Below are 21,417 nucleotides of genomic sequence, written 5' to 3'. Positions count from 1 at the left end.
CGATCATGCACCCACAAAGACGGAAATTTTCTGCAGCGCGGATGATGCCAGCGGCGGCGGTTTTGCGCTCGCAATGGCAGAGCGTCATGGACCTGGGCGTCCGTGGCTGTGGGTGCAGGATCGGCAATCACGCAAGCTTGGCGGGCTGCCCTATTTCCACGGCCTTCCAAACGGTCTGCGCCATCAATGTCATTATGTCACCGCCGACAAGGTCGAGGACGTGCTGTTCGCGTTGGAGGAGGGGTTGAGATGCCCGGAGCTCGGCTTTGTCATCGGCGAGATTTCGGGCGATCCCAAGGCGCTGGGCTTCACCCAGTCACGGCGCCTGGCGGTTGCCAGCGAGGCGCATGGGGTGCCGCTCTATCTGCTGCGCACCGATGCCACGCGATCGCTCAGCGCTGCGCGCATGCGCTGGGACATTATGGCGGCAACCTCACAAACTCCCTCGACCAATCCGAAAGCTCCCGGCGCACCGGCCTGGCAGGCCGAGCTGTTCCGTTCGCGGTTATATCAGCCTTCGCGTTGGACATTGGCCCGTGACAAAAGCCAGCTTTCCATCACCGCAGCGAGAGATCGTGTCGATCTGGCTGCCGTTTCTGGCGATCGACCGCTGGCAGAGGCAGGTTGAGTTAGCGATTGCCGAGCTCGCCACCGTTCTGACGGTTGAAAGCGCGCACGGCCCGCGCATCACAGCGGTCAATGAGGCGGCACGGCATGCGGGCGCACAGGTCGGCCAGCGCTTGGTCGATGCGCGGGCACTGCACCCGGACATAAACACCATGCCAGCAGATTTGGCTGGTGACCGGAAGATGCTGGAGCGCCTCACTTTGTGGACCCAGCGCTGGGGGCCATGGAGCATGATGGACAGCGCGGATGCGATGCTGCTCGATGTGACCGGAGCAAGCCATTTGCGCGGCGGACCCAAGGCTGTGCTGTGCGAGATCGCGCAGCATTGCGAGCGGCGCGGATTTCGCGCGCGCCCTGCGATGGCAGCGACGGCAGGCGCTGCCTGGGCGCTATCTCATTATGGCGATCTCTATTCGATTGCGGACCATGACGATCCGCTGCTTAGTCTGGGACCACTGCCGGTTGCCGCCTTGCGGCTGGAGCCTGCCATATCGACCTTGCTCAGACGCTTGGGGTTGAAGCGTATCGGGGATTTGCAGCGCGTGCCGCGGCAGAATCTTGCGCGGCGGTTTCGCGATCACCGCAATCCGCAAACCAACCCGTTGATTCGGCTGGACCAACTGCTGGGCCGGGTTCCCGAACCTATGGTCCCGCTCCACCGCGAAGACCCGCCACGGGTTTCGCGCAGGTTACTCGAACCCATCTTGCACCGCAGCCTGCTGGATCAGATCATGCGCGATCTGGCGCATGACATGGTGGGCGAGCTCGAGGCGAAACGGCTGGGAACGCGCCGTCTGGAACTGCGGGCCTATCGCATCGATGGCGAGGTCGCGGTGCGCCATCTGGAATTGGCCGAGGCGGTGCGCGACGCATCGCATATCTGCCGCCTGTTCGCGTCGAAGCTGGATGATGTGCAGGCCGGGTTCGGAATCGATCAGGTCGATATGATATCCACTTGGGTTCAGCCGCTTAGCATGTCGCAAGCCGATCTGCACGATGAGCCTCTGGTCCAAGGTAGCAGCCTGCCGCAAATGCTGGATCGGATTTGCGCTCGGCTTGGTCCGGATGCCGTTCAAAGGCCCTTGGGTAACGGCAGCCATATTCCCGAACGCTCCTTTCGGTTTGCGTCGGCGGCAGCGTCGGTCGGACCGGATCAGGGCGAAATGCAGTTCTATTTGCGCCCGCTGAAGCTGCTGGAGCGCGCCGAGCGGATCGCCGTGGTCTACGCAACACCCGAGGGCATGCCCCGCCGGTTTCGCTGGCGTGGCCAGAACCATAACATCGCGCGCAGCGAGGGGCCGGAACGCATCGCGCCCGAATGGTGGAAGGAGCGCAGTAAGGTCCGTCTACGCGATTATTACCGGATCGAGGACGAGGCCGGGCGCCGCTACTGGATTTACCGGGACGGTGTAGCAGGCGATGGCCGCGGCGGCGCGCCGGACTGGTATCTGCACGGGATGTTTCCCTGATGCAAGAAGGTGCCCTCACGCCCGACAAGCGCACGCTGGCGCGCATCGGCGGCGATTTTACCGCCAATCCGCCCGTGGCCTATGTCGAACTGGGCGTGACCAGCTGCTTTTCTTTTTTGCGCGGCGCTTCCGAACCGATCGATCTGGCGCTGCAGGCCTATGCGCTGGGCTATCACGCCATCGGCATTACCGATCGCAACAGCTTGGCGGGCGTGGTGCGAATGCACACCGAAGCCAAGGAGGCGATGCTGCAGCCTGTAATCGGCACGCGGCTGGATCTTGTCGATGCGCCTTCCTTTCTGGCCTATCCCAAAGACCGCGTGGCTTATGGGCGGCTCTCTCGCCTGCTTTCGGACGGCAAGATGCAAACGCTGGATCGGCAGTGGCAGAAAAAGGGGGAATGCCATCTGACGCTGGCGATGCTGGCCGCTGAACAGGACGGCATCCAGCTTATTGTCATACCACCCAATGATCTGGACCGGACTCGATATCCGGTGCCGATAGCGGCTGCGGCGGACGGCGGCGCTCATCTGAAGCTGGTATCGTCCAGCGACCACCTGACATTCGAACAGTTTCTACCGTCGCTCGTAGCAGCCCTGCCACGCCTGGGTCATGTTGCCGTCAGCCATCTCTATCGCGGTGACGACGTATCGCGGATCAATCGCCTCAACAATATCGCGCGCACCAACGGGCTCGGTATATTGGCGACCAACGATGTGCGCTATCATGCACCGGAGCGTCGCCCGCTGCACGATGTCATGACGTGCATCCGCAACAAGACGACGCTCGCCAAGGCCGCGCCTCACCTGAAGGCCAATGGTGAGCGCTATCTCAAGGCCCCGGACGAGATGATGCGCCTGTTCGCCGATTGGCCGCACGCGATTGCTGCCACCCGCACCGTCGCCGATGCCTGCGCCTTTTCGCTCGACGAACTGCGCTATGAATATCCCGAAGAGATCGTGCCGCAGGGAAAGACGGCGCAGCAGCAGCTTGTCGAGCTCAGCTGGAAAGGCGGTCACAGCCGCTATCCCGAAGGCATGCCTGAGGAGGTTCGCAAGACCGTCGCGCGCGAACTGGCATTGATCGAAAAGCTCGATCTGGCGCGCTATTTTCTGACCATCAAGGACATCGTCGATTTCGCGCGCAACCAGGATCCGCCGATCCTATGTCAAGGCCGCGGTTCGGCCGCCAACAGCGCGGTCTGCTATTGTCTGGAGATCACCTCGGTCGATCCAGCGCAGCACGCCTTGTTGTTCGACCGGTTCATTTCGGAAGAGCGCAAAGAGCCGCCCGATATCGATGTCGATTTCGAGCATGAGCGGCGCGAGGAAGTGATCCAATATATCTACCGGCGCTACGGGCGCGACCGCGCCGGGCTCTGCGCCACCGTCATCCATTATCGCCCGCGCATGGCGATACGGGAAGTCGGCAAGGCCATGGGGCTGTCAGAGGACGTCACCAGCGCGCTGGCGAAGACGGTTTGGGGCAGTCATGGCCGCGAGATCAGCGAAAAGAATGTCGCCGAGACCGGCATGCAGCTCAGCGATCCCTATTTGCGCCGTGTGCTGGCGCTGACTGATCAGATGATCGGCATGCCGCGCCATCTCTCCCAGCATGTCGGCGGCTTCATTCTAACGCAGGGCGCGCTCACCGAAACCGTGCCGATCGGCAACGGCGCCATGCCCGAGCGCAGTTTTATCGAATGGGACAAGGACGATATTGACGCGCTGGGCATCTTGAAGATCGACGTGCTGGCGCTCGGCATGCTGACCTGCATCCGCAAATGCCTCGATCTGCTGCAAGATCATCATGGCCGGACGCTGACCCTGGCGACGGTGCCGCGCGAGGATGCGGACACCTATGCCATGCTGCGCAAGGGAGACAGCCTCGGCGTGTTCCAGGTCGAAAGCCGCGCGCAGATGAACATGTTGCCGCGTCTGAAGCCACGCGAGTTTTACGATCTCGTCATCCAGGTCGCCATCGTCCGGCCCGGACCGATCCAGGGTGATATGGTGCATCCCTATCTCAAGCGCCGGCGCGGCGAGGAAGCGGTGGAGATACCGCGCCCTGCGCCGGAGCATGGCCCGCCCGACGAGCTGTCCTCCATTCTGCAACGGACCCTTGGCGTGCCGATCTTTCAGGAACAGGCGATGAAGATCGCGCTCGACGCGGCCAAGTTCACCGCGCTGGAGGCCAACCGGCTCCGCAAGGCCATGGCGACCTTTCGATCGCGCGGCATGGTCGATGCGCTGCAGGACATGATGGTCGGGCGGATGATTGCGCGCGGCTATGATCCGGAATTTTCGGAGCGCTGCTTCAACCAGATCAAGGGCTTTGGCGAATACGGTTTTCCTGAGAGCCATGCCGCCAGCTTTGCCCATTTGGTCTATGTATCGAGCTGGCTGAAATGCCATTATCCGGCGGCGTTCTGCGCGGCGCTCCTGAACTCGCAGCCAATGGGATTTTACGCGCCTGCGCAGATTGTCCGGGATGCGAGAGAGCATGGCGTCACCGTTCGCTCTGTCGATGTGAACGAGAGCGGGTGGAACAATCTGCTGGAGGACAATGGGTTCAGCGTGCGCCTCGGGTTCCGGCAGATCGATGGATTCGCAGAAGCAGCGGCGGCGCGATTGATTGCTGCGCGGGATCACGGCGGTCCGTTCAGAGACGTGGCATCTCTCAAGCACCGTGCGCTGCTGTCTCCGGCTGTTATCGAAAAGCTGGCGGCCGCCGATGCCTTTCGCTCGATTGCTTTGGACCGGAGGCAGGCACTTTGGGACGCACGCAGCGTCAAGGGATTGCCGGACCTGCCGCTGTTCGCGGCCGCTGAAGCGCGGGACGAGGGCCGTGAGGCAAATCCTTTTACGCTCCCGGACATGCCTTTGAGCGAGCATGTGGTGGCCGATTATCAGACCATGCGGCTATCGCTAAAAGCGCATCCGATGGCATTTCTGCGCGCCGATCTGGCCGCGCGGCGGTTCATCCCGGCGTCGAACCTGCGCCAATGCAAAAATGGATCAATGATCGACGTGGCTGGCATCGTGCTGATCCGCCAGCGGCCCGGCAGCGCCAAAGGCGTGTGCTTCATCACACTGGAGGATGAGAGCGGCGTCATCAACCTCGTCATCTGGCCCGATATGATGGAGAAATACCGCAAGACCGTCATGGCAGCCCGGCTGATGGAAGTTCGCGGGCGGCTGGAGTTCGATGACGAGGTTACGCATGTGATCGCGACTAGCATTGTCGATGCCAGCCACACGCTTGCGGAGTTGTCCGAAGACAGCTTTACAGCATCGGTCGCTAGGGCAGATCATGTGAACAGTCCGCTTCCGTCCAAGCTGACATCAGAATCGGCTACGCTTCCAGCAATGCGAGGCGGTCATCCGCGCGACGCGAAGATTATTCCTCGGTCGCGGGATTTTCATTGAGCAAGAAGAATGACCGATTTTGGGGAAAGGCGGCAATTTCGTGAACGGCCGAAATTGGGGCGCGAAGCAGCCTCAAGCCGCCCTCAGCCGGACGACTTCGGACGAGTTCCGAGCGAGCCGCGGCGATCGACCACGGTAATCCGCCGAGCCTTGGCCTCGATGACGAGCCGTTCCAGAACGCCAGTGCCAGAAAATGCGACCACATAACGCGGGCTGAGCGACAGCATCTGCTCGTTGCGTTTGAACCCGGCCCGCGCACCAAGGCTTCGGTTGAGCGAAAATGCCAGTTGCTGGATTCCGCGACGTTCGGCCCACGAGGCTGCCAGACGATCGGCACCCTTGGTATCGCCGCCATGGACAAGCACCATGTCTGGAACATTGCCATGAACCTTGTCGAGCGTGGTCCAGATGTTCTCGGCAAAAGTCTTGGCCTCTTCAGCGCTGGCTTGCGTGCCGCGGCCACCGGCGAACACCACCGGCGTGCCATCGGGGATATGCGCAGCCTGCCGACGTTCACGGCGCGCACGCAGGAACTCGCGTCCATCGATGACGGCCGAGCTGAGCTTGGCACCGTGCTTCACCCTGGAGCTGGAATAGGGCTTCCAAGACGATCCGGTCTCGTGGAGATAGAGCGACGCGGCGGTTTCGCGCATGCCTTCGAACGCGATCATGCTGGCTTCGGCGGCCTGCGCCCGTTCGGTCTGCTCTTCGAGATTGGAACTGTGCACCTCCGAACCATCGGCGCTGGCGAGAAGCACGCGGATTTCATCGCTGGCGCGGTCGAGATCGTTGGATTTGCGCTGCGCGGCGCGGTGGAAGAGATTGACAAAGCCCCAGGCGACGTTCTCGGCGTCGGCTTCCAGCGCGGTATCAGTGAACAGCGCAAACAGGTCCGACCACACACCGGCAAGCGTCTGGTCGATCGCGTCCTCGCAAGGGAAATCGGCGGGTCCGAACGGCGCCGCCTTGATGGTAAGTCCGGCAAGATCGAGGCCTGCCAGCGCTTGCGTAAAATTATCGTACATGGGTTCATGCCTCCTGACGCGGTAAGCGTGAGCGGTCCGTCCGCTCGCCAGCGCTTGCCGACAGGAGCCCAAGGGGCCGGCAACAAGGGGGTAGCCGCACCGCCCGCAGGGCGGGAAACCTCAAAGACAAGGCTGGCGCGGGTCACACGGGCCGCAGTCTTTGCAGGTTGCGGCTGCCCCCGGGTCGGCCCAGGGCCCCTACTGACGGCAAAAGCTGGCGCGAGACTAGCCCCTGCTCGGCTGCGTCAAACGTGAGGCAATAAGCCCGGACGGATCATCCCAAGCCGGGCAGGCCAAATTCTTGGGGCGTAAAGGCATAAACGCCGCCGCCCGGAAATGCCGCGATGGCATTGAGACGTCCCTGTTCGAGCCGGAAGTGCCAAGTCTGACCGAGCACCGGGTTAGCGGTCGCAAAGGCTGTCGGATCAAGCAATGCGGCATTATACTCACCCGCAGGATCGCGCACCGAACGCGAGCGGATCAGCTGGACGTCCGCTTCTCGCGCGGTCGAGGCAATTTCCTGGCAGGCTGAATAGTCGGCCGGGTGCATCCAGTCAGCCCCCCGCGCATCGAACGGCGGCCGGGTCAGATCGAGCGCACGTAAGACGGAAACTTCGACATGAAAGCTGAGATGCTCGCTGGTGCGATTACCGGGCGCGAAATCCGGTGAGCGGCTATAAAAGCGCAGCCGCCAATAGGCCGTCTCGGCGATGGCGGTGGCTTCGGTCTCGCTCGCATAAAATATGCCGGGCCGCTCATGGGCCTTGCGAAAGCGACTGGCGATCTTGTGACCGTAGCGAAATGGCGAACCAAGGAGATAATGGGGCTCGCGGGCCGCTTTGGGCAAATCGGGCTTGGCCTCCTCGGCCAGCTGTTCGAGTCGGGCCTGATCGGCGAGATCGTCCGCCAGCCGGTTGGTCGAGATGTGGTGCTGCGCTTCGACCACCCGCCAGACGGCCTTGCGATACCGGCGTAGCTCAGACGCGAGCGCGGTGGGCGTCCACACAGTCGCAAACCGTCATGAGGCCCTTGAAGCTTTCGATCAGATCGATCGGCTTGGCGTCGAGATCGAGATTGCGCGCGGCAAGCCAGGAACGCGCCGCCTCGTCATCGCTGCCCAGCAGCGCATCGAGGCCGCGGAACAGCCGCAAAAGAAACTGGCCCGCCTCGAAGGATTTGGAAGCCATATCGAGCCCAGTTTTCCCGGAACGCAGGCGCGAGACCGTCGCGGCCGACAGGCCGAGTATGGCCCCGAGCTTGGCATTGCTCAGTCCCCAATATTCGGCGATCCTGCCAATGGCGGTCGTCAGGATCCGGCTGTCGTCGGCACGCGCTTCGCTAGGTATCGTGGCCATGACTATCCTTTCAATTGGATGATATATAGAATATTCATGCAAATGAACAGCAAATTCCGATGCCGGGTTATGCCGATATTGCTTGGTAAATCGCCTCCCCGTTCGAAAAACGGCCCACGCGGCGATAGCGGGAAAACAGCTTCAGGAACCGCGCTTCGATCAGCGACAGCCAATGTTGCGCGCGGCCGGAGCGCGGGGTTTCGGCATCATGGTCCCAATAGCGCCCGTCATCGCGCTCGGCGATCCAGATAGCGGCTAAACCGCCATAGATCGAAATTCCGAAATCGGCATAGGCGTTACGCAGCAAGATGCGATCCTCGCGGCCGCGCCAGCCCTCATTGGGTTCGAGCGATGGGAACTTCTCCCGCGCCGTGTCGGTGATGTGCTCGACAAAGTCGCAAAATTCCCAATCCCAATCCCCCTCGTTTTCCGGTTCGAAAAGTTGATAGGCGACAATCGCGCCCGTCGGATAGCTGACAGAACGTGCCATGAAATCTCTCCCTTCAGGCTGCCTGGGCGAAGGCAGCGCCTTCGCCCTCTTCAATTGCTTCGGATCGCCCACCAAGCTCCAGGAGCAGGCTTGCCGCCTCCTCAGCGCGCGCGGCCGCAGTCAGCATCGCGCGGTCGTCGGATTTGAGCAGTTTGAGCCAATGCCCGATATAGCTTGCATGGTTGTCGAGATGGGCGACCGGCAGGCCGAGTTCCGCGCCTAAGACCGCGCTCGAAAGTTCGGCGACCAGTTCCTCAGCAGCATAGGCCTTGCTGCCAAAGCGGTTCTTCAGGTCGCGGCCGAGCCTCGAACCATGACCGGTCCAGTGCGAATTATGCCGATATCGGCATAATTCGCATAATGCCGTGACCCGGATTATGCCGCATGGCCGACGCGAACGGTTGGTTTTTCCGGTCCCGGCCATGCGGCTGCTCGGCATAATCAGAGCCGTTCCAGGAATGCGAGGAGTTGATCGTCGGGTCGGAACCGGTTCGTCGACGTTGCCGGAGCGGCGACGCGGGCGAGAGCCTTTTCCTTCATCCGCATATCGGCATGGATATAGATCTGCGTGGTCTCGACCGACTCGTGTCCGAGCCAGAGCGCGATCACCGCTTGATCGACGCCGTGATGGAGCAACTCCATTGCAGTGCTGTGGCGAAGGGTATGCGGGGTGACGCGCTTGGCCGCGAGGCTCGGGCATGCGCGCGAGGCGGTAAGGCAGTGCTTGCGCACCAGATGCTCCAGCGCGTCGCGGCTCAGCCGGTCCCCACGGATCGACGGGAACAGCGGCTCGGCACTGTCGCGGCGGTCACCGATCCAGACTTGCAGGAGCTTCGCCGTGTCGCGCCGAAGCGGCGTGCATCGCTCCTTCCTGCCCTTGCCGGTGCAGCGGATGTGCGCGCCGGTGCCGAGTACGACGTCCCCGCAGCGCAAGCCGACCAGCTCCGATGCGCGCAGGCCGGTCTGGAGAGCGACCAGCAGCAGCGCATGATCACGTCGCCCCGGCCACGTCGTCCGATCCGGCCCGGCGAGCAGTGCCGCGATCTCGCGCGCGTCGAGGAACGTCACGGTGCGCTTCACATAGCGTTTGCTCGGCATCGCTAGGATGCGCTGGCAATGAAGCAGCCAAGCCGGATCGCTCATCGCGACGTAGCGGAAGAACGAGCGTATGGCCGCGAGCCGGGTATTCCGGCTGCGGGCGGCATTGCCCCGCGCCGTCTCTACATGGACGAGGAAGTCGGCGATTAGCTCGGCGTCGAGGTCTTCGATCTCCAGCTTGGTGGGCGGCTTGCCACATTGTGCGCCGGCGAATCGGATCAGCAGCCGGAACGTGTCGCGATAGCTGGCGACGGTGTGGCGGCTCGCCTCCATCTGGGTGCAGAGCCGATCGGTGAAGAAGCGCTGAAGCAGCGCCGGGAAGGTCATCGCCGTCATTGGCTCGCCTCCCCATGCGAAGAGTCCATAATTCGCGCGGACGCCAGCTCCAGCAGTTCGGGGACGGCTTCCAGATACCAGTAGGTGTTGCTCGGACTGCTGTGACCCAGATACGTCGTCAGCTTGAGCATTTCGCGCGCGGGATTTTTGCCGGACCGGTACCAGTCGATCATCGTGCGCGCCGCGAACGTGTGACGCAGATCGTGGATGCGGGGCCCGCGACCGTGCCGCTGATAGAGCTGGGGCGTCCGCAGTCCGATCTGCTGGCATACCTGCGCAAAGTTGTAGCGTGCGCCGCAGTCGGTCAGCCGCGTTCCCTTGCAGGTGACGAACATCGCATCAGACGCGCGGCCGAGCAGCCTGTCCCGCTCGATCCCATAGGTGCTGAGGCGCGCAGCAGCGCTTGTATCGAGCGGAAGCAGCCGTTCCTTGCCAAGCTTTCCGTACCGGACCCGGAGCACGCCGCTTTCGGCATCCAGGTCGCCGGGATCGAGGCGAAGCGCTTCGCTGATCCGCAGTCCCGTCGCGGCGATGAGGCCGAACAGCGTCGAGCAGGTCAGGCCGCGCATCCCGTAGATCGACGGGAGCATTCCGGCACCTGTAACGATAGCGGTAATTTCGCCTTCGTTGTAAATATAGGGGCGAACACGCCGATAGCGATCCGGCAACAGTCCGCGTAGCGGCACCTCGTGATCCGGGTCGAGGCCACTCAGCCATTGCGCGAACACGCGCACCGTCCCGACGCGGGCTGCCCGCGTGGATGTTCCCGCCCCGGCCAAAGTAGCATGCCATCGCAGGACAAGATCAGTGCTGACGTGGGTGGCGCCGTCGTTAACTGCGAAGGTGACGAAGCGGCGCAGTATCCGTTCATCGGTCCGAAGATCGTAGCCCAGACTGCGTCTGATGTTCAGATAGCGGTCGAGTTCAAGGGCAAGGCTCATGACACGCCTCCCACGACGGGCCATGGCTGCGCGATCGACCGCAACCCTTCGATATCGAGCTTGGCGTACACCATGGTGGAGGCGCGCGAACGATGCCGGAGCACATCGCCGATCTCTTCAAGCGACGCACCCGCGCGCACCATCTTCGTCGCCAAGCTATGGCGCAACACGTGCGATCCCACATAGGGTGCCGGCGGCTTCACGCCAGTGGCCGCGAACGCTTGCTTGAGGATGTCGTTGACGATTTGGCCGTTCTTGAACGGACCATTGGGCGCGCGCAGCGTGACAAACAAGGCGCGCGAGGTCGCTGATATACGGTCCTCCGCCAGATACCGGCTGATCGCTTCGCCAACGTCCGGTGAGATCGGCATACGGTCGTGGCGCTGCCCCTTGCCGCGCACGAGCAGTTCACCCGCACGCCAGTCGATGTCGTCGAGCTGGATGGCGATCACCTCGGGTGCGCGCAGCCCGAGCCGCGCCATCAGAAGCAGCATCGCATAGTCGCGTGTCCCGTGCCGGGGATTGGCCCACACCGAAGCCAGCACCGCCTCCACCTCGTCGGAAGACAGGTGGCGGGGAAGACGTGCGTCCCAGCGCCTGGCCGCCTTCGGCACGCAGAGCGCCAAGTTGGTGGCAGTGATGCCGCATCCGAACAGATATTGGAAGAAGGTGCGAAGATGCGTTCCCGGTGTCTTGTCGCGGAACGGCTGTTTGCGTGTCACCAGCTGCTGCACGAACGCCACCACATCTGCGGCGGTAACCGCATACAGGTCAAGCTGTCCGTCCCCAAAATGGTGATCGAGGAAGCGATGGGCGAAGCGGAGCGTGTGGTAGATTGTGCGCTCGCTCAGCCCGCGTTGTTTGACGAGATAGGATTGGTAATCGGCGAGCAACTCGGCTCGCGCGACCTGCGCATCGGTCAGCGGCGTTGGCGATGCCACGCCGAGATCGATGAGATGCTGAGCGAACCGGCGGGCAAGGTGGTGGAGTCTGACCGTGCGCTTTGATTCAGCCGGCGCCTTGCGCGCCAGCTGTTCGGCTAGATCGGGCGTCAATGCAGAAGGCTCCACGCCTTCGGAATCCATCAAGCGGCCCAGGCACCGTACGCGGGCGCGGTAGTTCCTGAGCGTCCAGGGTGTATAATTCTGGGCGGCGAAGCTTTGCTCGAAGGAATCAAGGTAAGGCTCGACGCAAGAAGGTAAAATGTTCGTATTCATCATCGTGCTCCAGGTTGGTGGAGCTGCGAAGATTATGCCGAATGGGATCAACGTAACATGGTGATCTGGCTCGCAATATCGCGCCATGCGGCATAATCCAGGTCACGGCATTATGCGAATGCTCGTGCGCGAGCGTCGCGTAATAATGGTAGTAGCCCTCGAACAGCGTCGACGGCGGCATTGTAATGCGGTCGGCAACCGGCTCATAATAGGCTTGCGTGCCCTGATGCCGAAGATTGGCCCCGATCGCGGCAAAGAAGCGGTCGAGCGTTTCTTCCCGTCCCTGTGGTTCGACAGGCTCGGATGCGGAGCCGGGATGATAGCGCTCCGGCAGGCCGTCGCACTGATCGGCGTTGAAGATCGCATAGGATTTAAGGACGCGGCGAGTTTCCCGGGTCTCGGCGCCATCGTCACCTTCCATGCCCCTGGTGTAGCTCTTGTAGAAGATGGCGATGGTAGATTTCTCGCCCTTGCGAACCTGGCCGCCGAGCTTGGCGCATTGCCGGTAGGTCATCCAGTAGGGCGAGGAAAACCCGGCGGCCTCGGCCACCATCCACAGCCAGAAGACATTCATGCCCCTGTAGGGCGTTCCGCAGCTGCGTAAGGGACGGGAGAGCGCCGCGCCGCGCCAGGGACGAACCCAGGGCTTGGTTCCGGCCTCGAGCTTTTCGATGATGGCGGCGGTGATGCGCGCGGCGGGAGATTGGGATTGCGGGCGCGGAACACGTGATGTGCGAGGCATGAGGCTTTCTCCTGAAATCCCCCGGACCCATTGTCCGGGCTCATTCAGGCCAGAGCCCCTCTCTGCTCTCACCCTGTTTCGAGAACGGCTTCGCTACTTGGCGATTCCGGAATCGATTTTATGTAAGCGCAACGATCGGGCGCCGCGCGCAAATGGCGCGATCAATGGTGCGATGAACGCCGATTCCGTCCGCCTGCGCTACGGTGCAGCGATCACTTCCTATCGAGACGAGGATCTATAATCGGTCGAAAAACTCTTGCGCTCGGTGCTCGATGAGACCGCCGACTTCGGTAAAAGCGCCGCGGTCAGCGAATGAAAATTCTTCGGAAAGCTCGGCGGCCAAAATAGGCGCGCGGTTCTTGACGAGGTCCGAGAGCTTTTTGGCGCGGCGCTTCACATAAGCGGGGGTCATCCCGATCGAAACGGCGAACCGCTCCAGATGCCGTGCCTGAATTTCCTCCAGTTTTCCCTTCCCTCCGATCTTCATGGCAAGCCGGTCGTCGAGGCCCGGATAGATGATCGTCGCCAAAAGGTCGTAAAGCGGAGCCAACCGCGTTTCATCGCCATTGTATAAAAGGCTGTAATTCTTGCCGTGCGCATCGGCATTGCCCGCCAGCAGGTTGAAGATCGCAGCATCGAGCAGCTTCAGCAGCTCTACCGCCGGGCGGCTTGCGGATGTGCGAACCAGCGCAAAGCACTCGCGAAAGCCGGGGCCCCCTTCGGATGCATATTTGCGCGAGGAAAGAATGCCGAGCGCCTGACAAAAATCTTCCTGATGTATGCGGCGCGTTTTGCCTCCGGTTGAAGCCCGGTCATACCGCTCAACGAGAAGAAAAAGCTTTCCCTCGGCCGAACCTATTTCCACCGGCGCTACGCTGAGGCCAATGGCCGCGGCGAGGCGCATTACAAAAGCTTCGTTTTCCGTCGTGCCCTCGAAGCGTTCGATCGGTGGTTTCAGGATATGGGTCGATGCTTCTCCAGGCGCGGTCAAACGCAACTTCCCGTTCGCTTTGACGAGCGGAAGCTTTGCCTGCGCGCCTGCAAGCGAAAGCCGCGCTTTGCCTTCGCCCGCAAGCAGCGGGCATTCGGGAAGGCGGCCGATCTGTCTTGCCAACTGGCTTTCCGTCATCGGTGCAGGGCTCGGCCCGATGTCCGTGGGTGGTTCCACGCCTTCAGGCCACAGCGACAAGGCTCCCGCGACATCACCGCCGAGCTCTTCGAGGAGCTTGAAAGGATTGTCTTTCGATACGCCCAGCGCCGCCGCGACGCGTTCGCGCTGGGTTGCCTCGGGTAACAGACCTTCGAAGAACGGAAGGCTCTCCCGGCGCATATAGGCGCTTGGCCGCAGCGGAAGGGACTGGGAAATTGGCCGCGCGCTGGGCTGACCCAACCATTGCTCGTCATAGCGGAACCGGGTGTCGCCATGACGATCGACGGTGAGACCGCCGACCACGCGGTCCTCCCACCAGACCGTAAGCGTGCGCGGTTCAGATCGGCTCACCGCTTCTGGATCGCGATTTCGAAACCCAGCGCTTGAATCACAGCAACGGCCTTGCCGATTTGAGCGGTTTCTTTGCCGTTTTCGAGTTCGACCAGAAACCTCAGCCCGACGCCCGACGCTGCTGCCAGTTCAGGCTGTGTCAGACCCTGGCCTTTTCGCGTCTCCCGGATGAGCGCGCCTATGTCTTTTATGTTATGCATTTACCGAACGGGAAATAATGGCAAAACGCAAACGGTTCAAGTAGAAAGTTTACCGAACGGGAAATAGAGCGAGATAAGGCCGATCGCGTTAGATAAGCTTCCCGTTCGGGGGATATCGATCGGCCTGCCGGTGTCGCATTTGGACACGTTCCGGAAGGACAAAAAGAGGCAATCCGTTCGTGAGACCGAACCGCCTCTAAATTGCGCGAGCCTTGCAGGCGCCGGGGACCGGGCGATCACCGAAATGATAGCGGGAGGCAGCGAATAGCCTATCCCCATTGAACTATCCGCCTCGTTCGACTGGGGCCAATTCCGGTCCACACCGGAGCCGAGCGGCATACGCCGGGGCCATGGGTCGGGTCGTTGCCTGCAGGTTCGAAGCGGCCTTTCCCGGTAGGAAAAGACCGCTTCAGCCGTGCACAAACTGCCTGTCAGGAGGAGGCTCAGGCAGCTTGGTCGGCTATCTCGGGTTGGACTTCATTAGAAGTTTCGGCGTTTTCGCAGCTGTCCGACGCGGCCGATCCGAGCCGCATGACCTCCGGCACCCAGGCGATGGCACGTTCCTTGACGCCCGCTTCCGCGATGAAATTGCCCGAGAAGATCCGCTCGGCGGTGGCCGCCAGGTCCGCTTTTTTCGAGGACGCGTAACGGCTCGACAGTTCGGGTCCACCGACCGCCTCGAATGCTTCGAGCGTAAGCGCCTTGGGCACCCGGTCGAAATAATTGGCGGCGGTGGGGCGCCACCACAGCGCGATGTCGATCCCGATTATTTCACCCAACGCATCGTGCAGCGGGATTTGCCGATCGCCCGTCACGTTGAGGCTGGCGATTAGCGTTCTCGCCACGACGGCCGCGAGCCACTGGCTGCGGGTTTCATCGGAAAGCTCGCGATAGAGTTTGAAGCGCTCGACATCGTTTGCTCCCGCGCGCCAGCTTTCATCGAGACTGCCGGAAAGTTCCGCGAGCGATGCGGTGGCGGGCGCATCCTTGGCCTCGAACCCCGTGACCGGACCATAGGCGACCGGACCCGAAATCGTGATCGCCTTTTTCCGGCGCCAGTCCTGGCTGTCCTCATCGGCAAGCGTGAACACCAGGAGATCGAGCGCCAACGCCGGATCGCTTCCCACATGCAGCGCGAGGATGTCGCGGCGCTGCATCGCAAGTTCGTCAATAAGACGCTGCGACAATGCTGCCCGCTTCGGCTTCCCACCGCTCGATTCCTCGACGATTTCGACCACGCCTTCGTCCGCCGGTGCTTCCGATGCCCGCGTATAATATTGCGGCGCCAGCACTGGCTCCCCATCGCGCGACAGGACCAGAAACGCGCCCGCTTCGCTTTTGAGCCCGTCGACCAGCACCGGCGGTCGGTTGTTGATCGCGCCGATCGCGCGGTCGATATTGTCGAGTTCCGCTTCGGCGGCGGCGATCTGCCCCTCGCTGCTGTCCTCGTCTTCGAGAATGGCGGCCTGATCGTCGTAGCGGATTTCGAGATCGGAGAGCGTCGCCGCATCCTCCTCGCTCAGCGGTGCAGGGTTGGTCGGTAGGCGGGAAAGCCCCACGGCCAAGTCGTGGCTCACATAACAGTCGAGCGTCGGCCTCACCCAGGCGAGTCCGCTCCGGTCGGCATGGACATCGGCGGCCTCGTTCATCGCCTGCATGGCAAGCTGTTCGAGCAGCGCGATATCGAGCCAGCTCTCGCTGTAGTCGTCATCGAACAGTTCGCGTTCGATGCGACCGCCTGCGGTCACATAGGCTTCGCGCCCGACGAGAATGGCGCGCGGATCGTCCCCCCGGATCGTTGCGTTCAGCACCATCCGCCTAACACTATCGACCGTCACCTGATAATAGCCATTCTGCGCCTCCTCGAAGACCTGCGCCTGCCGTTTGATATCCGAGGTGGCGCCGTAAGCCTTTGCCAAATCGAGCGTAATCGAGCCTTCCGCGAGCGCCTCGAACACGCAAGGTGCCAGCGAGGCCAGCCTCAGCCGTCCCTCGACGAACCGGACGGTAACTCCGAACCGCCGCGCGACATCCTCGGTGCTGGAGCCCGCCTCGATGATGGCGGCGAAAGCCCCTGCCTCGTCCGCCGCGTTCATGGCAAGCCGTTGAAAATTCTCCGCGAGACTAACTTCGCGAAGTTCGCTGTCCTCGCCCTCGATAACGAGGCAGGTGACGGCCATGTCTTTTTTGACGGCGCCGTCGTTAGCGAGGGATTTCAGCGCTGCAAGACGGCGTCCGCCCGCTTCGACCTCGAACTTGCCGCGCTTGCCCTTGCGCACGACAAGGTTTTGCAAGAGCCCGCGCGCCGCGATATCGGCTTTGAGCTGGGCGTCGGCCTTGCTGTCGGTGACGCTGCGCACATTGCGGGGGCTGGGAACCAGCTTGTTGAGTGTGATATTCTGAAACATGATCGTTGCTCCTGATCGATTGTTCAGACCCAGGCCAATCCGGGTCCACTCATCAAAAGCCCTCTCTTCTCTCATCTTTACGGGAAGCCGAGGCGCGGCGTATGTGGAGGCTTTGTACGCGGCAGGAAACGACCGGTCCCAGTCTCTTCTTGGTTGCGTTGCTAACGTCCGCTCATGCTAGGAGGTGTCATTTGTGTACGATTGAGCGGTCGGACGGCTAAGCGCCCTTATTGTGTTGAAAAAGTCGGAGCTGGCGACCTAGCGGCGGATCTTCGGTAACGATGATACAGAGAGACCCTCATTGCTCGAACCATTGCTGCTCTGAACAGCCCGTTTGCATTACGTAATTGCTTACGAAAACCGGCGGCGGAGTTTTTCAACACAATACGCCCTGATAATAGCCATTCAGGCCGAAGCGCGCGCAACCCATTAGCGGACGTGCGTTCGACTTCCTTTTTATCCGTTGGTGATGGATCGTGCTTGGGCGGCTTTCGGGGGCAATGCCGCAGCAACCGGACATTCGCGTCCGCGAGCGGCGATCCTTGCCTGAGAAAGCGTCCTTCAAACTTGCCAGTCGAGCATCGCCGCCGTGATCGCGTCCGGCGCATTCTCCTGGATAAAGTGCTTCGCGCCCGGCAGATTCACGATGCGGTGAGTCGGAAACAGCTTGGCGAAGCGGTCGCGAGCAGGCGCGCGGAACGCACCATCGGCATCACCCCACACGATCAGCGCTGGCTTTTCCGCAACTTTTGCCAGCCCCGCTTCGACCTCCAACAGATAATCCTCGCTTAACCGAATCTGGCGCGCGAAGATCCAGGTGGGTAGCCGCGCTTCTGGTGTCGAAAACGGCCCGGTATAAGCCGACATCTCCTCTTCGGTCAGCGTCCGATTGATACCGGCAGGGATGAGCCACCGAACCAGCGCGTTGTTACGTTTGATGAAGTGTCGGGCCAGGCGGCTGCCAACAATGCGCGAAAACATCGTCATCCCTCTGGACCGTCGCGCCGGCCAGGCGAAGGCGTTGCCGATGACAAACGCCTTGATTATCTCCGGACGGCGACCGGCCATGCCGAGCCCGATCGGACCGCCCCAGTCCTGCACCATGATCGTCAGGTCGCTGAGGTCGAGGGCGTCGACTAAGCCCTCCACGACCTTCGAATGTTCAAGTGGCGTGTAGGTGTATCCCGGCTTCGCCTTGCTAAGACCAAATCCCGGATAATCGAGTGCGATGCACCGAAAATGAGGTGATAGTCGGCGTATGATATGCCGGTAGAGGAAGGACCAGGTCGGATTGCCGTGAAGCAGCAAGAGCGTCGGGCCAGACCCCTCATCAACGTAATGGACGGTGTTTCCGTCAATATCGACGAACCGGCTCGCGAACGGAAACAGTGCGCGGTCAAGCCAATCCGGATTGCTCTTATTCATCGGCGTCCCGCTTTCTCTGACGGTTGTGCGCGTTGATGATCGCGAAACACGACTGCGCCTAAAGATCCGCCGTCTTTAGCACATCTCGCATTCCGAGCGGGCGGCGTCCGAGAACCTTTTCCAGCGTGGGGTCCACCGCGGCGAAGTCGTCGCGCCGGGCTGCGCGGAAGGTGCCGAGGAGCATATCGGCATAGACAGCCGGCGTGCCCGCGGTGACCTTGGCGTCGCGCCATTCCTCGTCCGACACGGTGACGTGCCTGATCTCCCGTCCGGTCACCTCGGAAGCAATGACGGCCAGTTCAGCCATGGTGATCGCCTCGCGCGCCGTAAGCGGGGGCGTGGTGCCGTCGAGCCGGCCCTCGTCGGCGAGTAGCACCGCATCCGCCTCGGCCAGATCGTCGCGCGCAGTCCAAGCCACCGGTCCATCCTCGGGCACGCGCAGTTCGCCAGATTTGAGACCATCGCCGACAATCATGAGGCAGCTTTCGGCATAAAAGCCGTGACGCAGCGCGGTAAAGCTGACACCACTCTTGGCCAGATCGGCTTCCGTCGAGGCGTGCTGGTCCGCTGGCGCGAACGGTGAGCCGTGCCGCGCGCCCATGTGGCTCGTATACAGGATACGTCGTGCACCCGCTTCCCGCGCCGCATCGATGGCGGCTCGGTGCAGCCGCAGAGCCTCCTCACCCAGCTTGCTCACAGAGACGATGTAGACCTGATCCGCGCCGGCGAACGCGTTGGACAGACTGGGCGGATCGGTGAAATCTCCTTGCCGGAGACCGATCCCAAGCTTCGCCGCTTCCACACCCTTTGCCGAATCACGCATGCTTGCGACGATCTGGTCCGCGGGCAGGCGATCGACGAGCTGCCGTGCCACAGCGCTTCCGAGCTGGCCGGATGTACCGGTTAAGACGATCATAACGCTGCTCTCCTCGTGCAGATAACAGCGATACCATATGCGAGGTTCCATCGGTATCCTCAATTTACTATCGTTGTACGGCGACCTTGAATATCGGAGACGCATGACAGCCCCGGGAAAGGATGGCGTCTCGCCCGACATCCGCGCGCGCATCATCGCGGTCGCGGCCGAACTCGTTGCAGAGGGCGGCACTGCTGCGGCGACGACCCGCGCCATCGCCAAAGCGGCCCACTTACAGCCGCCGGCTATATATCGCCTGTTCGGCGATAAGCGCCGCCTTCTCGACGCTGTTGCCGAAGCCGTGCTGACGGCATTCGTGATTAGTAAGGCCGATCGCACGTGCGATCCAGATCCGGTCGCCGACCTTGCCAGCGGATGGGAAACCTACATCGCCTTCGGGCTGGCGCACCCGGACGTGTTCGCGATCCTGCACGCGCCGGGTGCCGCGTCGCCGGCGATGGTGGCTGGGCTGGATGTGCTGCGCGCGCGGGTCAGCCGGGTCGCTCGCGCCGGTCGCCTGCGTGTCAGCGTGGAGCAGGCGACCGAACTCCTCCACGCGACGGGCGTGGGCGTTGTCCTGTCGCTGCTGAGCGAGGCACCCGGCGAACCTAAAGGATTGAGCGACGTCGCACGCAAAGCAGTGTTCGCCGCCATTTTGACGGAGCCGGCGGTAGACAAGGGCAATACTGAAAATGCAGCGCCTGCCGCGCTCGCCTCCGGCCTGCGCGCCAGCCTCATCGACCTGACGACCTTGTCGGCGGGCGAACGCGGCCTCATGGATGAACTGCTCAAACGCATCGCCGACGACAAGTGAGGCTCGACGACGAAGCCATCCTGGCGATCCCGCAAATTGACAGCAGTCGACAAAACGCGCTGGCGATGCACGCTGCGCCCTCCTGCCGGACCATCGTTTCCCTAATCTGCCTGTCGGACATGGAGAAATGGGAATGCGGTGGGTGGCCCGAACGGCCGGTTTAGGGATTGGGTGCCAATGGCTTCAACGCCCGCACCTGAGCGAAAAGAGCCAGGCAAAAATCGCACAGCTGACCGACGGCTCTCCACCCCACCCGCCCGAAAGTGGGCTGACCGGAGAGTCCCAGCAGTTATCGTTCGGGTCTGTCGATCTTCGGTGCGGCGGGCATTGACCAGAGGCGGGCGAACAGCGGCAAATATGCGCGGCTTGACAGCGGTCTTTTCAATGCGTCTCGTTGTCAACCAAGAAAGGCTAAAATTGGTGGGAAGTGGATAGGCCGCTTGTTGGAAACGGAAATGTAGATGTGGGCTGTCAGCCCGGTTTCAATGCTCCGGTTGAGGAGGAGGAGGAGGAGGAGGAGGAGGCGGCGGCGGCGGAACCTGCCGATCGCGCAGATGGGGATACTGCGTCAGGAAGCGCTCGCTTGCTTCGGGCGAGCCGACCGCAGTGATCTCGCCGGGACCACAGGCGTCCTGCAAGGCCCTCTCGGTCTTTGGGTCAATATCGGCGCTTGCTGGGCCGGCCCAATTCATGTCTTCGCCAATACGCGCGAGCGTTTGGCCGCTAACCCGATTTACGCAGAATGAAGTAGCCAGAGGCATCAATATCCAATCCCAATTCGGCATGGAACCACGCTAACTTGTTGGCAGGTTGATCAAACTGGCCGACAAAGAAACACCCGTCGCGCAATTCTATGCGGCCATAATAAAGTGCCAAGTGTTGCAGGCCCGTTCGCGCAGTTGAAGCAGGCCACACGCGAATGGCATTTTTTGCCGTATCGCTCACGCGCGGAAGGTTTAAACCCGGTACGAAGTTCCAGTGGATATGCTCGGGCACATGCCAACCGTTCTCATTGGCCCAAGTGACAAACTCCTTCTCGGTCAGACCGGTATCGACCATTTCGACCGGCTGGTCGGCCTCCTTTCCTGCAAGCCCGTAACCAATCAGCGCGCCGCGCTTTTCCAGCCGTGCAATCCATGCATCACCAATCGACTTTGCATCGGGTGGGATCGGCGAACTCGCCTTGCGCTGCCGCGAACTTTCCCCTTCCAGCGCGGGCTGTTCAAGCAAGACGCTGTAATCTGGCGAAGGCGCGCTAACTTGCGTCGCATATGGGCGCGTTGTTGGCGTGAGGGTTTCTTTATCGTGATCACTTGTAGGGGAACAAGCAACGCACAGAGAGGCGAATAGAGGGAGAAGTTTAAACACGACGCCACTCTGTATTTGGCATACTTGCCCGCCTATGAATACTAACCGCCAGGATGG

General features: G+C 61.8%; 18 protein-coding genes and 1 pseudogene. 4 read left to right on the top strand and 15 right to left on the bottom strand.

All coding sequences use genetic code 11. The features are described from left to right. Positions 1 to 73 precede the first annotated feature (73 nt). The 3 genes from ACOQPC_RS04265 to ACOQPC_RS04255 are packed head-to-tail and all read left to right on the top strand — an operon-like array spanning position 74 to position 5,524. Positions 74 to 628, top strand: coding sequence for an ImuA family protein (locus tag ACOQPC_RS04265; protein WP_420607421.1), 555 nt, complete (start codon positions 74 to 76; stop codon positions 626 to 628). After that, positions 576 to 2,096, top strand: coding sequence for a DUF6504 family protein (locus ACOQPC_RS04260; RefSeq protein ID WP_420607420.1), 1,521 nt, complete (start codon positions 576 to 578; stop codon positions 2,094 to 2,096). Before ACOQPC_RS04265 ends, ACOQPC_RS04260 begins: the two co-directional genes overlap by 53 nt. Beyond that, complete coding sequence (locus tag ACOQPC_RS04255) at positions 2,096 to 5,524, top strand: error-prone DNA polymerase (protein WP_420607419.1); 3,429 nt, start codon at positions 2,096 to 2,098, stop codon at positions 5,522 to 5,524. The genes ACOQPC_RS04260 and ACOQPC_RS04255 overlap by 1 nt, the downstream gene beginning before the upstream one ends. Positions 5,525 to 5,607: 83 nt before the next feature. Here ACOQPC_RS04255 and ACOQPC_RS04250 read toward each other — a convergent pair whose 3' ends face one another. From ACOQPC_RS04250 to ACOQPC_RS04185, 14 genes and pseudogenes are all read right to left on the bottom strand, one after another. Next, positions 5,608 to 6,549, bottom strand: coding sequence for a DUF2493 domain-containing protein (locus ACOQPC_RS04250; protein ID WP_420607418.1), 942 nt, complete (start codon positions 6,547 to 6,549; stop codon positions 5,608 to 5,610). A gap of 274 nt (positions 6,550 to 6,823) precedes the next feature. After that, positions 6,824 to 7,555: an RES family NAD+ phosphorylase gene (locus ACOQPC_RS04245; RefSeq protein ID WP_420607417.1), complete on the bottom strand. Its 732-nt coding sequence runs from the start codon at positions 7,553 to 7,555 to the stop codon at positions 6,824 to 6,826. Then, the gene (locus ACOQPC_RS04240) at positions 7,527 to 7,904 is read right to left on the bottom strand and encodes an MbcA/ParS/Xre antitoxin family protein (protein WP_420607416.1); all 378 of its coding nucleotides are present in this window, start codon (positions 7,902 to 7,904) and stop codon (positions 7,527 to 7,529) included. Before ACOQPC_RS04240 ends, ACOQPC_RS04245 begins: the two co-directional genes overlap by 29 nt. A 67-nt stretch (positions 7,905 to 7,971) precedes the next feature. Next, positions 7,972 to 8,394: a hypothetical protein gene (locus tag ACOQPC_RS04235; protein ID WP_420607415.1), complete on the bottom strand. Its 423-nt coding sequence runs from the start codon at positions 8,392 to 8,394 to the stop codon at positions 7,972 to 7,974. A gap of 13 nt (positions 8,395 to 8,407) precedes the next feature. Further along, positions 8,408 to 8,725 (bottom strand): annotated as a pseudogene (locus ACOQPC_RS04230) (zincin-like metallopeptidase domain-containing protein); the annotation flags it as partial. A gap of 110 nt (positions 8,726 to 8,835) precedes the next feature. Beyond that, complete coding sequence (locus ACOQPC_RS04225; RefSeq protein WP_420607414.1) at positions 8,836 to 9,828, bottom strand: tyrosine-type recombinase/integrase; 993 nt, start codon at positions 9,826 to 9,828, stop codon at positions 8,836 to 8,838. After that, on the bottom strand, positions 9,825 to 10,769 hold the full coding sequence (locus ACOQPC_RS04220) for a tyrosine-type recombinase/integrase (RefSeq protein WP_420607413.1): 945 nt from the start codon (positions 10,767 to 10,769) through the stop codon (positions 9,825 to 9,827). Before ACOQPC_RS04220 ends, ACOQPC_RS04225 begins: the two co-directional genes overlap by 4 nt. Continuing rightward, on the bottom strand, positions 10,766 to 11,989 hold the full coding sequence (locus ACOQPC_RS04215) for a tyrosine-type recombinase/integrase (RefSeq protein WP_420607412.1): 1,224 nt from the start codon (positions 11,987 to 11,989) through the stop codon (positions 10,766 to 10,768). Before ACOQPC_RS04215 ends, ACOQPC_RS04220 begins: the two co-directional genes overlap by 4 nt. Further along, the gene (locus ACOQPC_RS04210) at positions 11,943 to 12,728 is read right to left on the bottom strand and encodes an ArdC family protein (protein ID WP_420607411.1); all 786 of its coding nucleotides are present in this window, start codon (positions 12,726 to 12,728) and stop codon (positions 11,943 to 11,945) included. Before ACOQPC_RS04210 ends, ACOQPC_RS04215 begins: the two co-directional genes overlap by 47 nt. A gap of 235 nt (positions 12,729 to 12,963) precedes the next feature. After that, entirely contained in the window at positions 12,964 to 14,181 is a 1,218-nt protein-coding gene (locus tag ACOQPC_RS04205; RefSeq protein WP_420607410.1) for a type II toxin-antitoxin system HipA family toxin, read from the bottom strand. A 44-nt stretch (positions 14,182 to 14,225) separates the two neighbouring features. Beyond that, entirely contained in the window at positions 14,226 to 14,429 is a 204-nt protein-coding gene (locus ACOQPC_RS04200) for a type II toxin-antitoxin system Y4mF family antitoxin (RefSeq protein ID WP_420607409.1), read from the bottom strand. A gap of 443 nt (positions 14,430 to 14,872) precedes the next feature. Continuing rightward, positions 14,873 to 16,837 carry a ParB/RepB/Spo0J family partition protein gene (locus tag ACOQPC_RS04195; RefSeq protein ID WP_420607408.1) on the bottom strand — a complete coding sequence of 655 codons (1,965 nt, stop codon included), beginning with the start codon at positions 16,835 to 16,837 and terminating at the stop codon, positions 14,873 to 14,875. A 561-nt stretch (positions 16,838 to 17,398) separates the two neighbouring features. Beyond that, positions 17,399 to 18,262 carry an alpha/beta fold hydrolase gene (locus ACOQPC_RS04190; RefSeq protein WP_420607407.1) on the bottom strand — a complete coding sequence of 288 codons (864 nt, stop codon included), beginning with the start codon at positions 18,260 to 18,262 and terminating at the stop codon, positions 17,399 to 17,401. Positions 18,263 to 18,320: 58 nt separating this feature from the next. Next, positions 18,321 to 19,178 (bottom strand): SDR family oxidoreductase, encoded by an 858-nt coding sequence (locus tag ACOQPC_RS04185; RefSeq protein ID WP_420607406.1) that lies wholly within the window; start codon positions 19,176 to 19,178, stop codon positions 18,321 to 18,323. Between the two features lie 37 nt (positions 19,179 to 19,215). Here ACOQPC_RS04185 and ACOQPC_RS04180 point away from each other — a divergent pair, with 37 nt between their 5' ends. Then, on the top strand, positions 19,216 to 19,992 hold the full coding sequence (locus ACOQPC_RS04180) for a TetR/AcrR family transcriptional regulator (RefSeq protein ID WP_420607405.1): 777 nt from the start codon (positions 19,216 to 19,218) through the stop codon (positions 19,990 to 19,992). 723 nt (positions 19,993 to 20,715) lie between these two features. Here ACOQPC_RS04180 and ACOQPC_RS04175 read toward each other — a convergent pair. Next, a complete protein-coding gene (locus ACOQPC_RS04175; RefSeq protein WP_420607404.1) occupies positions 20,716 to 21,222 on the bottom strand; it encodes a hypothetical protein in 507 nt (168 codons plus the stop codon). Positions 21,223 to 21,417: the final 195 nt, after the last annotated feature.

Origin of the sequence: Novosphingopyxis sp., assembly GCF_965218915.1 — a bacterium.
Classification (GTDB): Bacteria; Pseudomonadota; Alphaproteobacteria; order Sphingomonadales; family Sphingomonadaceae; genus Novosphingopyxis.
This window is presented reverse-complemented; position numbering and strand designations above follow the sequence as displayed.

Coding starts and splice junctions, on each gene's coding strand:
- ACOQPC_RS04265 (WP_420607421.1), top strand. CDS start 74: ATGGCAGAGCGTCATGGACCTGGGCGTCCGTGGCTGTGGGTGCAGGAT.
- ACOQPC_RS04255 (WP_420607419.1), top strand. CDS start 2,096: ATGCAAGAAGGTGCCCTCACGCCCGACAAGCGCACGCTGGCGCGCATC.
- ACOQPC_RS04250 (WP_420607418.1), bottom strand. CDS start 6,549: ATGTACGATAATTTTACGCAAGCGCTGGCAGGCCTCGATCTTGCCGGA.
- ACOQPC_RS04240 (WP_420607416.1), bottom strand. CDS start 7,904: ATGGCCACGATACCTAGCGAAGCGCGTGCCGACGACAGCCGGATCCTG.
- ACOQPC_RS04235 (WP_420607415.1), bottom strand. CDS start 8,394: ATGGCACGTTCTGTCAGCTATCCGACGGGCGCGATTGTCGCCTATCAA.
- ACOQPC_RS04225 (WP_420607414.1), bottom strand. CDS start 9,828: ATGACGGCGATGACCTTCCCGGCGCTGCTTCAGCGCTTCTTCACCGAT.
- ACOQPC_RS04220 (WP_420607413.1), bottom strand. CDS start 10,769: ATGAGCCTTGCCCTTGAACTCGACCGCTATCTGAACATCAGACGCAGT.
- ACOQPC_RS04215 (WP_420607412.1), bottom strand. CDS start 11,989: ATGATGAATACGAACATTTTACCTTCTTGCGTCGAGCCTTACCTTGAT.
- ACOQPC_RS04210 (WP_420607411.1), bottom strand. CDS start 12,728: ATGCCTCGCACATCACGTGTTCCGCGCCCGCAATCCCAATCTCCCGCC.
- ACOQPC_RS04200 (WP_420607409.1), bottom strand. CDS start 14,429: ATGCATAACATAAAAGACATAGGCGCGCTCATCCGGGAGACGCGAAAA.
- ACOQPC_RS04195 (WP_420607408.1), bottom strand. CDS start 16,837: ATGTTTCAGAATATCACACTCAACAAGCTGGTTCCCAGCCCCCGCAAT.
- ACOQPC_RS04190 (WP_420607407.1), bottom strand. CDS start 18,262: ATGAATAAGAGCAATCCGGATTGGCTTGACCGCGCACTGTTTCCGTTC.
- ACOQPC_RS04185 (WP_420607406.1), bottom strand. CDS start 19,178: ATGATCGTCTTAACCGGTACATCCGGCCAGCTCGGAAGCGCTGTGGCA.
- ACOQPC_RS04180 (WP_420607405.1), top strand. CDS start 19,216: ATGCGAGGTTCCATCGGTATCCTCAATTTACTATCGTTGTACGGCGAC.